The organism is Burkholderia oklahomensis C6786, assembly GCF_000959365.1.
Lineage (GTDB): Bacteria > Pseudomonadota > Gammaproteobacteria > Burkholderiales > Burkholderiaceae > Burkholderia > Burkholderia oklahomensis.
Genome location: NZ_CP009556.1, coordinates 1,395,285 through 1,407,709 on the forward strand (window position 1 = coordinate 1,395,285; position 12,425 = coordinate 1,407,709).

11 protein-coding genes are annotated in these 12,425 nt (G+C 64.5%); 3 read left to right on the forward strand and 8 right to left on the reverse strand.

Annotated features, from left to right (window positions below; translation table 11 throughout):
• Positions 1-12 precede the first annotated feature (12 nt).
• The 4 genes from tssE to tssB all read right to left on the reverse strand — a co-directional run bounded on the left by tssE (position 13) and on the right by tssB (position 3,160).
• Positions 13-465, reverse strand: coding sequence for a type VI secretion system baseplate subunit TssE (tssE, locus tag BG90_RS24075; RefSeq protein ID WP_025990295.1), 453 nt, complete (start codon positions 463-465; stop codon positions 13-15).
• Positions 462-950 (reverse strand): Hcp family type VI secretion system effector, encoded by a 489-nt coding sequence (locus BG90_RS24080; protein ID WP_010111600.1) that lies wholly within the window; start codon positions 948-950, stop codon positions 462-464. The genes tssE and BG90_RS24080 overlap by 4 nt, the downstream gene beginning before the upstream one ends.
• 186 nt (positions 951-1,136) lie before the next feature.
• Positions 1,137-2,642 carry a type VI secretion system contractile sheath large subunit gene (gene tssC, locus BG90_RS24085; RefSeq protein WP_025990294.1) on the reverse strand — a complete coding sequence of 502 codons (1,506 nt, stop codon included), beginning with the start codon at positions 2,640-2,642 and terminating at the stop codon, positions 1,137-1,139.
• Positions 2,643-2,644: 2 nt separating this feature from the next.
• Positions 2,645-3,160, reverse strand: a complete 516-nt coding sequence (gene tssB / locus BG90_RS24090; protein WP_010119465.1) for a type VI secretion system contractile sheath small subunit — start codon at positions 3,158-3,160, stop codon at positions 2,645-2,647.
• A gap of 268 nt (positions 3,161-3,428) precedes the next feature.
• Between tssB and BG90_RS24095 the strand changes: the two genes are divergently transcribed.
• The 3 genes from BG90_RS24095 to tssA are packed head-to-tail and all read left to right on the forward strand — an operon-like array spanning position 3,429 to position 7,662.
• Positions 3,429-5,231 carry an ATP-binding protein gene (locus BG90_RS24095; protein ID WP_025990293.1) on the forward strand — a complete coding sequence of 601 codons (1,803 nt, stop codon included), beginning with the start codon at positions 3,429-3,431 and terminating at the stop codon, positions 5,229-5,231.
• Positions 5,228-5,962 (forward strand): response regulator transcription factor, encoded by a 735-nt coding sequence (locus BG90_RS24100; RefSeq protein WP_038802094.1) that lies wholly within the window; start codon positions 5,228-5,230, stop codon positions 5,960-5,962. The genes BG90_RS24095 and BG90_RS24100 overlap by 4 nt, the downstream gene beginning before the upstream one ends.
• Positions 5,953-7,662, forward strand: coding sequence for a type VI secretion system protein TssA (gene tssA, locus BG90_RS24105; protein WP_025990291.1), 1,710 nt, complete (start codon positions 5,953-5,955; stop codon positions 7,660-7,662). Before BG90_RS24100 ends, tssA begins: the two co-directional genes overlap by 10 nt.
• Before the next feature lie 212 nt (positions 7,663-7,874).
• On the opposite strand, the gene bimD is transcribed toward tssA, so the two are convergent.
• The 4 genes from bimD to BG90_RS24130 all read right to left on the reverse strand — a co-directional run bounded on the left by bimD (position 7,875) and on the right by BG90_RS24130 (position 12,134).
• The gene (gene bimD, locus BG90_RS24110; RefSeq protein WP_025990290.1) at positions 7,875-8,249 is read right to left on the reverse strand and encodes a protein BimD; all 375 of its coding nucleotides are present in this window, start codon (positions 8,247-8,249) and stop codon (positions 7,875-7,877) included.
• A gap of 47 nt (positions 8,250-8,296) precedes the next feature.
• The gene (locus BG90_RS38090; RefSeq protein ID WP_414629731.1) at positions 8,297-9,457 is read right to left on the reverse strand and encodes a YadA family autotransporter adhesin; all 1,161 of its coding nucleotides are present in this window, start codon (positions 9,455-9,457) and stop codon (positions 8,297-8,299) included.
• A gap of 222 nt (positions 9,458-9,679) precedes the next feature.
• Positions 9,680-10,999 carry an autotransporter strand-loop-strand O-heptosyltransferase gene (locus tag BG90_RS24125; protein ID WP_010119450.1) on the reverse strand — a complete coding sequence of 440 codons (1,320 nt, stop codon included), beginning with the start codon at positions 10,997-10,999 and terminating at the stop codon, positions 9,680-9,682.
• A 130-nt stretch (positions 11,000-11,129) separates the two neighbouring features.
• A complete protein-coding gene (locus BG90_RS24130; RefSeq protein ID WP_025990287.1) occupies positions 11,130-12,134 on the reverse strand; it encodes an N-acetylmuramoyl-L-alanine amidase in 1,005 nt (334 codons plus the stop codon).
• Positions 12,135-12,425 lie beyond the last annotated feature (291 nt).

Consider the following 12,425-nt stretch of genomic DNA (forward strand, 5'->3'; position numbering starts at 1 on the left):
AATCGCGCGCGCTCAGGAAATCGTTCGGATATCGATCTTTCCGTTGCCGCTAACGGTAGTCAGAAAGCGCGCCGACACTTCGCGTGCGTCGAGCACGAGCAGCGCGTCGAGACTGAAGTGCAGCGTCGCCGCATCCAGCGGACGCTCGGCGAGCACGACGCGCGGCGATCTCAGTCGAGGTTCGTAGCACTTGATCACGCGTTCGATCTGCGCTTCAACCTGACGGACGGACCCTTGTGCAAAACCACCCGCGAGATTCGTGAAATCCGGCACGCCGAAGACCGGATCGATCGGCACGTGGCCCTGCCGTGTGTTCAAGATGCGGCGCAGATGATCGATGACCGAGCGCGCGAGCACGTCCGCGCGCGGGATGCCGCCGTGCTCACCACCCGCTTCCCAGTCCGTGATCCGCTCGAGCAGGCGGCGCTCGCCCGCCGGAGGGCGGGCAGGCAGGCGAGCGGTCATACCTTCGGCGCGCGCCACGAGTCCTCGGCCTCAATACCGTCCGGCACGTAGGTCCACGTGATCTTCTCGTAGGTAAACGACACGTCTTCCATGTGGCCGAGCTGCTTGTTGTCGAGTACGAGGCAGTTCGGCGTCCACGAGCGGATGCTCGTCAGGATCGCGTTCTCGAGCTTGACCGTGTAGTAGTGCTCTTCCTTGCCCTCTTTCAGAATCCGGTAGAACTCGAGCACGACCGATTTCATCTGCTCACCGGACGCGAGTGCCTGCGATAGTTTCGGCGACGACTTGTCGATTTCCTTCGTCAGCGTCATCGGTCCGTGGATGCGTTTGCCCGTCGGAAGACCCGTTTGCGGGCTCTTCGGGATCTCGATCGTGTGTTCAACGGCCTGGACGAGAATCTTGCCCTCGTGACCCTGGATGTCGACGGAACCTTCGATGTTGCCCTGGGTTTGCCCTTCGAGCGCGAGAAAGCACGGCATCGGCATGGCGAATTTCTCCTGATGTGTCGGCGCGCCGCAGGGCGCGCCGGATTGACGAACGTCGTGACCCGATGCGGGGCCGCAGACGTGAAACGATTATTGGCGGACCGGATTTGATTTCGATTTCGGCGTGACATCCGAACATCACGGACGAAACAATTGGCGATGCGCGACGACGACAGCCGCACGCCGTCAGCGCTTCTCGAGCTTGCCAACGAGTGACAGCGTGAACGACGCACCCATGTACTTGAAATGCGGTCGCACCTTCATATCGACGCGGTACCAGCCTGGCTCGCCTTCGACGTCCGACACAAAGATCTCCGCTTGACGCAGCGGCCGGCGGCCCCGGACGCCCTCGGTCGGGTTGTCCATGTCTGCGACGTACTGGCGTATCCACTGGTTGAGTTCCTGCTCGAGGTCGCCGCGCTCCTTCCACGTGCCGATGTTCTCGCGCTGGATTACCTTGATGTAATGGGCGAGCCGGTTGACGACGAAGATGTACGGAAGCTGCGTGCCGAGCCGGTAATTCAGTTCGGCATCCTTGCCTTCCTTGCTGATGCCGAAGAATTTCGCCTTTTGCGTCGAATTGGCGGAGAAGAACGCGGCGTTGTCGCTGTGCTTGCGCATCGTCAGCGCGATGAAGCCCTGTTCGGCGAGCTCGAACTCACGACGCTCGGAAATCAGCACGTCGGTCGGGATTTTATTCTGGATCTCGCCCATCGCTTCGTACGCGTAGAGCGGCAAATCTGCGACCGTACCGCCGCCTTTCGGACCGATCACGTTCGCGCACCAGCGATAGTCGGCGAAGCTCGCGGTGAGTCGCGTCGCGAACGCGAACGCGGCGTTGCCCCACAGGAAATTCGCGTCGCCGCCGTCGACGCGCTCGTCGTAATTGAAGCGCTTGACGGGCGTCGTGTTTGCGCTGTACGGCAGCCGCAGCAGGAAGCGCGGCAGCGTGAGACCGACGTAGCGGGCGTCCTCACTCTCGCGAAACGCGTTCCATTTCGTGAATTGCGGCCCCTCGAAAAGCGACGACAGATCCTTCACGTTCGGCAGCTTGCCGAACGAATCGATGCCGAAGAACGCGGGTCCCGCCGCCGCGATGAACGGCGTATGCGCCATCGCCGACGTGCTCGCGACGTATTGCAGCAGCTTGACGTCTTGTGCGCCGGGCCCGAACGTGTAGTTCGCGACGATCGCGCCGATCGGCTGGCCGCCGAACTGGCCGTACTCGGCCGTGTAGACCTTCTGGTACAGACTGGATTTCGTGATGTCGGGCGAATCGTCGAAATCGTCGAGAAGCGTGGCCTTGCCGACGTCGAGGAACTGAATCTTGATGTTCTCGCGAAAATCCGTGCGGTCGACGAGGAACTTCAGCGAGCGCCACGTCGATTCGAGCTGCTGAAAATCCGGATGGTGCAGGATCGCGTCTACCTGCTGGCACAGCTTGCGATCGATCTCGGCGATCATGTCGTCGACCGTCGCCTGGCTCACGGCCTCGATCGGGCGCTTGGGCGTCGCCAGGTGTGCAACGAATGCCTGGATGCCGTGACGCGTCACCGGATATGCGTCCTCGTCGCGCTTCACGCGCGCGGTCTCGATCAGTTCGTCGAGCAGGGAGGCCGGCGTGTCGCGCATCGCGACGTCGGGGCTTGCCGCGTCGGCGACCTTCTGGGTTTGCAGGTGTTCGCCTTCCATGATCATGAGTTTTGTGTCGCGGTTCTTTGGTCGTCAAGGCCGAGTTCGGCGAGCAACTGCTTGCGTGCTGTCTTGTCGGTCACGATCTCGTGGATGCGCTTGCGAAAGCCTGGAATGTTGCCGAGTGGGCCCTTCAGCGCTTTCAACGCGTCGCGCAGCGCAATGAGCTGTTTCAGTTCGGGCACTTTCTCGACGATCGCGTCGGGCGAGAAATCGTCGACCGAATCGAAGCCGAGCGTGACGGACAAGTGATCGTCTTCGCCAGCCTGATCGTCGAGCAGGTTCGTTACGCCCATCGCGAGTCGCAGGTGCTGCGCCTTCATCACGTTGTTGAAGTCGCCCTTGTCGATGTTGACGGGGGTAAGCTCCTCGAGCGGCGGCTTGTTGTCAGTCGTCGAGAATTCGCCGAGCACAAGCACCTTGAGCGGCAGTTCAACTTCTGCTTTTGCATCGCCGATCGCGGGGCGATAGACGATGTTGACCCGCTCTTTCGGTGCGACGGATCCGTTCGTTGTCACGTTGGGTTCTCCTCTTCGTTGTCGCTCGCGAGCGACGGGTGAGTATGGATTACGGATGCGCCCGGCGTTTTGCATGAAACGCTCGGAAGCGACATCAGTGAGACGAGTATCGAAGGAATGATGGAGGCGGTGTTAGTCGCAGGGTCCCAATTTTTGGTTGCCTCGTGCCGCTTTTGTTGCGGATGAAAGGAATCGTGCGATGCATCGCTAAGATAGGTTGATATCCGAAACGAAGACGGTTTAGTATTCGCCGACCTCTGACCGACCTATGCACGGAAATTCCATCGATGCCGGCCCTTTGCGAAAGGTCCGGCCCACACGCATCATGCAACCTTCGCGTCGCACCGATCGCGCGTTCACGCAGGGCGGCGCGCTGAATGCGACGGCGCTGCTATTGTTGCTGTACTACGCGAATCATCTGCTGTCGCGGCCCGGCGCGTGCACGTCGCTCAATCACACGCTGTCGGCCGTCGTGTGGCCCGCGCCGGTGCTCGGCATCGCGCTGCTGCTGCATTGCCGTCGACCGCTCACGCGATGGCTGGGCGCGGCTTCGCTGTACGTCACGCTGCTGATCGCGGGTTCGCTCGACTGGGTGCCGTGGTGCGTCGACGCGCTGTTAGCCGCCGTCAACGTCATCGAGGCGGTGACGGGTGCGTGGCTTGTGCGGCGCTACGTGATGCCGGGCGGCGGTGTGGATACACTGCGCGGCTTCGCGATGTTCGTGCTGTTGTTGCCGGTCGGCGCCGCGGCAATGCACGCGATGTTCGCTGCGGCGGTCCTGTCCGTGTGGATGAACGATCGCGAGTGGTTGAACGAATGGTCGCGCGCCTATGCAGCAAACGCGCTCGCTTTGCTCGCGTTGTTGCCCGCACTCATCACGTGGCGAGCGCGCGCTTGCCGCACGATGTGGGCGCGGCACCGCAACTGGCTGCCCGCGCTCGCGGTTTTCGGTTCGCTATGCTTCGCGTCGATCTGGAGCGACCAGGGCGAAGTCGCGCGCGCGTTGCTCGCGCTGTCGTTGTGCTGGGCGGCGCTCGAAGGCGGGCTCGTGCTCGCGTCTCAGCTCAATGCCGGCGCGGCGATCAGCCTCATCGGGATGACGCTTGGCGGTCGCGGCCCGTATGCATTTCATTACGATGGCCGTGGCGTATGGGCGCTACAGGTCGATCTGATCGGCGTCGTGATCCTGTCGATGTGCATCGCGATTGCGACCGGCGAGCGCAGACGGCTCGCGAGGCAGATCGAGCGGTCGCGCCGCTTCGAGTCGCTCGGTTTTTTCGCGGGTGGAATCGTTCACGACTTCAATAACGTGCTGGCGACGATCAACTGCCATGCCGAATACGTTTCCGATCGGCTTGCGGCCGGCGTGCGCGTGGACGAATCGATCGACGAAATTCATCGCGTGGTCGAGCGCGGCCGCGATCTGACGACGCAGATCCTGCTTGCCGCGCGCCGCGGCGAACCCGTGTTGACGTGGGTGAGCGTCGATGAGATCGTCGACGAGGCGCTCGGTTCGGCGCGCTTGGCCGCCGCGCGCGGCGTCGAGATTGTTCGGTGCGGCGATGACGCATGCGGCGACACGCGGCGTGATGATGCCGGATGCGACGACACGCGACACATGGTATTTGCCGATCGCAGCCAGTTCGCGCGCGCTGTCGTCAATCTCGTCGGCAACGCGGTGCGCGCGGCGCGTGCGACGGTCGTCGTGCGCATCGGCGCGAGCGATTGCCACGCGCCGGCTCCAGATGAATTCGATGTCGTGGTCGGCGAGCCGTCGGTGGCGAGCGGCGTATGGATCGAGGTGAGCGACGACGGCGACGGTATCGATGTCGAGCCACTCGATCGCATTTTCGAGCCGTTCTATTCGAACCGGCGTGGCGCGCCGGGCACGGGGCTCGGCCTCGCGATCGTCGCGGGAGCGGCAATCGCGCATCGCGGACAAATCGCCGTCGCGACGGAGCGCGGCGCGGGCAGCCGGTTCCGGCTCACGTTACCGACAGCGCGATCGACGGGTACATCCAACGAAACCGACGTCGGCGCGTGCGACACAGCACAGGAGATGGAACGATGAATACGACAAGATTGCCAGCGGTGCTCGTCGTCGAGGACGACGAGCCGTTGCGGCGTGTGCTCTGCAGTTATTTGTCGGACCACGGCATGGTCGTGGACGGCGTAGGGACGGCTGCGGCGGCTGTCGAGTCGGTTGGTCGGCGGGAATACGAAATGGTGCTGCTCGATCTCGGCCTGCCGGACGGAGATGGCGTCGACGTGCTGTTGCGCTGGCGCGATTCGCAGCGCTTCCCACTCATCTGCGTGACAGGCAGAAACGAAGAGGCGGATCGCATCATGGGCCTGGAATTCGGTGCGGACGATTACGTCGTGAAGCCGTACTCGCTGCGCGAGGTGCTTGCGCGGATGCGTGCGCTGTGGCGCAGAGCCGAGCCGTCGACTGCCCCCGTGCGTCGCGGCAGGCATCCGCGCGCATACCGTTTCGACGGCTGGACGTTGAACATGAATACGCGTCGCCTGTCGACATGCGACGCGCGCGAAGTCCCGCTGACGGTCGGCGAATTCAATCTGCTTGCGTTCTTTCTTGGTTCGCCGTCGCGCATCGTCGCGCGTGCGCAATTGCTCGAATGCACTCGCGCATTCGACGACGTCTCTGATCGCGCGATCGACGTGCAGATTTGGCGGTTGCGCAAAAAGATCGAGAAGGATCCGAAGCATCCCGAACTGATCCGGACCGAGCGCGGTGTCGGGTACTACTTCGCTGCAAAGGACGTGGAGACGGCATGGGAGTGAGCACGCGGGGTCAGCTCGGGAGTGCGTCATCGGGCGCGTGTATGAACGTGGATTTCGAAGCGCTCTCCGTGCTGGGGCGCACGGACGTCGATCCGGACGCGCCCACGGGTGCCGACGTGCGCAACGACGCACGCTTCGACGTGCTGCATACGGAACTCGCGAAGCTCGCATCGCCGGGCGCGGGCGGGCAGGTTGATTGGAGCGCGGTGGCGAACCTCGCGACGGAACTGCTTCGCGACAGAGGCAAGGACTTGCTCGTCGGCTGCTATCTGGCGGGCGCGCTGCTGCAGATCGGCGGCGCAGCCGGACTGCGCTGCGGCCTCGAGGTCGTCGGCGATCTCATCGAACGCCATTGGGACGCGATGTCGCCGCCCTTGTCACGGATGCGGGCGAGGCGCGGGGCGCTGCAGTGGCTGCTCGATCGCGTCGACGCGATGCGAGACGCCGGGACCGTCGCATACGGCGGCGCCTGCCCCAACGAATTGATCGATCATTTGCGTGCAGCCGCGCGGCGGATCGACGCACTGCTGGCCGAGCGCGACAACGACGCGCCGACGATGCGCGCGGTGATTGCGTTCGCGGACCGACTGCCTGTCGAGCCGGACGAGACGGATGCGGCGGATGTGCTCGATGCGATGGACGAAACGTCCACGAACATCGCGGATACCTCTGACGAGCATGCATCGGCAGAGCCGGCCGGTCGCACGAGGAGGCGCGCGAATGTCGACGCCGCCCGGCAACCGGCGTCGCTCAACGATGCGGTCGGCCGCGAGAGCGCGCTCGACGATGCGCTCGCGCATTTGCATCGCATCGCGATGGCGTTCGCGCAAGCCGACTGGACCGACGCGCGCAGCTTCCGCCTGCGCCGCTTTGCATGCTGGTCGAACGTGCGCGCGTTGCCGGATACGGAAGTGGACGGCGGACGGACGCGGATCCCAGCGCCGAATGCGCAGGTCGTCGACGTGGCGAAAGGCATCGACGTGCACGGCGAGCCCGCGGATGCAATCCGCTTCGCCGAAGAGCACGCCCAGGCGTTTCCGCTCTGGCTGGATTTGCAACGGATCGCCGCGTGCTCGCTCGCGCGCGCGGGCGGCGATTGCGCGGACGCGCAACACGAAGTGGAGACAGCGGTTCGCGCGCTGCTTGGACGGCTGCCGGGCCTCGACGCGCTGAAATTCGCGGACGGCACGCCGTTCGCCGATGATGCCACGCGTGCGTGGCTCGCCAGGCTTTCCGCGCCGAGCGGTGGGTCGGATACGGTGTCGCCGTCGTCTTCACCGATGACAGAGGAACCGGATCGTGCGCGGAGCGATGCGCATGAAGCTTGCGCCGACGATGCCGTCGACCGTGCACGCGCGCTCGCCGCAAACGGTCAGCTCGATCGCGCGCTGCATGCGATTCAGGAGGCGATCGATCGCGCGCCGAGCGCGGAATGCCGGCTGAAGGCGCGCATCCGGCTGTGCGAGTTCGTGCGCGATCATTGGGCGCATGAGATCCCGGAAGCGTTCGCGCGCGGCGTGATCGAGCCAATCCGCAGGCACGACTTGCTCGCGTGGGATCCCGGGCTGGCGCTCGACGGCCTGTCGGCTGCGTACGCGCTGCTGATTCGTCGGCGCGATCGTGATTCGGTGCACGCGCAGGGGGTGCTCGACGATATCGCGAGCGTCGACGCGGCGCGGGCGATGCGTTTGTCAACGTGAGCCGAGGCGTGCGGAACGACGCGTGATGCTGTGCTCGTGCGCGCATGCGCGCAGCGGCGGGCGAGAGACTGGGCTGTACGACCGCATGCCGGTCGTACGGCGATTGCGCGAGGATGGAGAGGCCGTGGTCGCGTGTATGGCGCGGTAGTGGTGAACGGCGAGCGGAGCGCGCGCCGCTCGCGTGCAGTCGGGCACGTCGCGGCGCGGCCGGGTCAGCATATTCGTGAACCGGCAACCGGCGCATCCGGCGGATGCGCATGCGCGCCGCTCGCGCTATTCGCACGGTTCGCGTCGTCAGGCACTGCGCTTGCCGACGAGGCCGAATCGGCGGACGGCACCGCCTTGATCGTGTTGAAGACGCCCCAACCGCGATTGATGTGCACGCCGGTCTCATGCTCGCCGCTCATCGATCGGATGCTCTCGTTGAACTCCTCCATGTAGGCGGGCCAGCCTCGCGACGCCGGCGCACCGGCATTGGCATTGGCATTCGCGACGGGCATGGGCTCGGCCTCCCGACTGCAGCCGCCCAGACCCGCGACGGACAACGCGAGCGCCGGGAGGATCTGGATTAGGATCGGAAATTTCATCATGTTGTGTGCCTCCTTGGCGATGTGTGCGGCGCGTGCTTGCGGAATTACCATTGCCAGCTCATGCCCACGCCGACTGTATTGCCGCCGGCGCTCATCGCGACGCCCGCCCGCACCTTGAGGTTGTCGCTGATGCGCGCGGTGCCGCCGAGCGCGACCGCGCGATGGCCCTTGTAGACCGCGCCGCCGACGCCGATCGACAACACCTTGTCGCGATCGACGTCGGGGATCATCGTCAGCGCGGTCGCCGCTGCGACGCCGGAATACGCGTCGCGCGCGGTGTCGGTGATGCTCTGCTGAAGGTCGCCGATGCGCTGGTTCGTGTAGGCGGTCGCGTTTGACATCGCGAGGTTCAGTTGATCGACATTCACCGCGTCGGTGCCTTGCGTGCCACGGGCAACATGCACGATCTGGCGTTCGTTGCCGTGTCGCCCGACGGATACCGTGTTGTCTCGATTGGCCACGGATCCTGTGCCGAGCGCGACGGCATTATGGCCGGATGCGATCGTGTCGACGCCGATTGCGATCGAGCGGGAGCCGGGCGCGTTCGAGTTCGTACCGATCGCGATGGCGTTTGTGCCAGTTGCTGATGCGCCGGCCGACACGGAATTAATCGCGACATATTTCGCGGATCCGGTAGCTGGCGCGGCGATATGGGCCGGTATCGTGTGAGCAGGCGATTGCTGACCCGGGTGTGTCCCAGGAGAGACTCTCTTACGCCATGACGGCACCTGCGGGGGCTTTTGCAACACGAACGATCTCAGTTTCCCAGGCGGCGGAGTCGGCAGAGGCGGAATCGGCAGAGGCGGAGTCGGCAGAGGCGGAGTCGGCAGGGGCGGAGTCGGCAGGGGCGGAGTCGGCAGAGGCGAAGTCGGCAGAGGCGAAGTCGGCAGGGGCGGAGTCGGCAGAGGCGAAGTCGGCAGAGGCGAAGTCGGCAGAGGCGAAGTCGGCAGGGGCGGAGTCGGCAGAGGTGGAGTCGGCAGAGGTGGAGCCGGCAGGGGCGGAGTCGGCAGAGGCGAAGTCGGCAGAGGCGAAGTCGGCAGAGGCGAAGTCGGCAGAGGCGGAGTCGGCAGGGGCGGAGTCGGCAGGGGCGGAGTCGACAGAGGCGGAGTCGACAGAGGCGGAGTCGGAGTCCACCCAGAGTGAGACGACTGAGGCGACTGGGGCGACTGAGGCGGCGTAAATGCCTCGCGGCGGCGATTTATCACATCTCTAAGCAATTCGAGAACAGGTTCGGCGGTGAATGCGTCCGTGGGAAATCCAAGCACCAGCGGAGCGATGGACGAGCACAACAAACGTGCGAATCGCCGAGATTGGACAGTCGATGCAGCTTGCCCGGTGTCTCGTCGAGAATGAGTGAGAGGAAGGGGGCGATATTTCATGCGGTGAGGATGTACGGAATGAGTGAGGCTGATTGTCGATTGCCGGAATCAGCCGGCGATACCAGGAATCGATCGAATCGCATGCTTGATCTGCTCGACGCTCACGAGCCGCGCACATTCGAACTGCCGCAACGTGCCCGCATGGCGCGGGCATGACGACGCATCGGCATCGTCGAAGTTTGCGCTTCGGTCGTTCCAGCAGCTATTGCACGCATGGAAATTGATTACGCGGTATGGCGTGCCGAACTCGCTCACGGGGTGCGTGAACCCGCTGATCAGTACGACCGGCGCGCCGACCGCCCACGCGAGCCACGAGAGATCGCCGGGCACGCCGATCAGGCAGGCCGCGTGCCGCAGCCAGCGTGCGCGCTCGGTCCACGGCGTGTCGGGCGGAAGGCAGTGCGCGGCATCCGCGAGCGCGCTGCTTTCGTCGACGACATCCGGCGAAGGCGAATCGACGCAGACGATCCGATAGCCGGCCGCCGTCAGAAACCGCTGCAATTTCCGCCAGCCGCCGGGCCGCTCCCAGCGCGCGCAGCGCAGCGCGCTTTGCGCGGCGACGCAGACATAGCGGCTCGCGAGTGGCGGACTATCGTCGTTCAGCTCGATGCGCGGCGGCGCCTCGCGCGGATCGACGCCTAGCATGTATGCGGCGCTGCGGTGCATGCCGACGAGCTGCGGCGCGCTCGGCTGGTACGCGCGCGCTTCGTCGCCGGCGAAGCGCCCGAGCCGGTATGTCGCGTAGTAGCATTCGGGCTTGACGAGATCGGGCGTCACGAACTCGATGTCCGGATAGCCGGGCTTCAGCAGCGAAATCAACGGCGCTGGCATCGAGCACGTCAGCTTGCAGCGATGCCGCCGCTGGAATTTCACCGCGTAGCCGAACCAGCCGAGCGCTTCGCCGAGCCGGCCTGCTTCGAACTGGATGAGCACGGGCTTGCCGTGTGCGTCGAAGCGATGCTTGAACACACGCTTGCCGTTCGCATCAATCTCGATCACGAACGGCACGAAGTGCTTCCGCGTGCTCGTCACAATGCCCGCGCCGATCTGCGTGTCGAACAGCGGCGTATCGGTGTGCATGTCGCGCAGGCGGACCGTCCAGTCTCCGTCCGGCAGCAGCACGCGGCAGCCGTCGTTGAAGTCGAAACGCACGCCTTCGGTGCCGGACCACGTCGGCATGTCGGCGGGCGCCGAGAAGCCTCGCGCGTCCGTTCCGTTCGATGCGGCTTGCGGTGCGGGCAGATGAGGGCGGAGCGTCGGCGGCACGTGCGCGTCGAGCGCCGACGGCGAGCCGGCGAACGTGACCTTCGGCACGTCGTACGCGCTTCGCTTGGCGTTCGCATCGGAGTACGAAAGAGAGAGATGCATGATGAATCGAGTTCAGTGGCGCGCGAAAAGGGCGCGCCGTATCGTGCGGAACGGCGTGCCCGGCAATTGCTGTTGTGCGACGACGCTTCCCGCTCGCGGCGTCGACGCGCGGCGCATTCGTTAGGTTCGACTAAGCGGCTGACTTTGCATCGACTGAATCCGGTGCGGGCGTTCGGTCGCGCTGTTCGGGCGTGGACGCCTTCTCGTCGCGCAACGGCCGCTTGTCGCGCTCAATGTACTTGTCCAACAGCGCGTCGAGTATCGCAACGGTTTCGATGTCGGGCACGCCGTCGTATCGGGTGGGGCGGAAGTGCATCTGGAACGCCGCGATGACGTTCGTCGTCCGCTCGTCGAGCACGCCGGTTTGCGGCGTGTCGTAGCCGTAGGCGAGGAGCTTCGCCTGCAGCTCGGCGACATCGCGACGAAACGGATGGCAAGCACGGTAGTACTCGACCGCGATCGCGTCCGGCCACGCGCCGACGCCGTACTGCTCGTATAGCGTCTGCCATGGGAAAAGCGGCCCCGGATCGAGCTTGCGGCCGGGCGCGATGTCCGAATGACCGACGACCTTTTGCGGCGGGATCCCATGACGCGCGACGATGTCGGCCGCGAGTTTGCCGACCACCGACATCTGCGCGTCCGGGAACGATGACCAACGACGCTGCATCAGCGGCGCGTTTTCGTCCGCCTCGGGGAAGCCGGTGTTGACGATCTCGATGCCGATCGAGCTTGCGTTGAGCAGGCGCTCGCCTTGCCAATAGCTAATGCCCGCATGCCATGCGCGGCTCAATTCGGGCACGAGCGCGAACACGCGGAAGCGCTTGCCGTCATCGGCCGCGTCGGGCACCAGATAGTGCGCGCTGGCGGGCCGCTTCGGATCGATGAGCAGCGCGACGGAGCGCGCAAGCGATTGTGCGGTGTAGTGAAGGACAAGCGTGCGCACACGTGAATCTTGGTTTGGCGACGAGATCGACGTATCGATCACGTAATGCGCGTCGCGTACGTCGTTGCCGGTCGCGCACGCGAAAACCGGCATCGCGAGCGCGCCTGCGGTACATAGTGAAGCTTGCGCCAGGAATCGGCGCCGTTCTGCGCTCGCAATGCTATTGAGTCGTACTTTCCATTGTTTGCTCATGCAAGTTCCTCGTAGGCCATCGTCCAGGGTGATCTGGATGCCTGAATGATCGCGATCCGAATTGATATGTCCGCGCCGTCGGAATGATATTGACGGCAGGATCGTCGATCATTCGATCAGCTATTCAGGGACGCGATTGTTTCAAGTAATCGTCGTTTTGGCGTCGGGAAAACAACCGATATTTGGCAATTCGGTGGCTTCGACTTGATTGACGTCGGAAAGCGTGTTGACGCGGCAATCCCCCCGAAAAGCCGGCGGGATCAGAAGTGGAATTTTCTCGTCGAGGGCGTT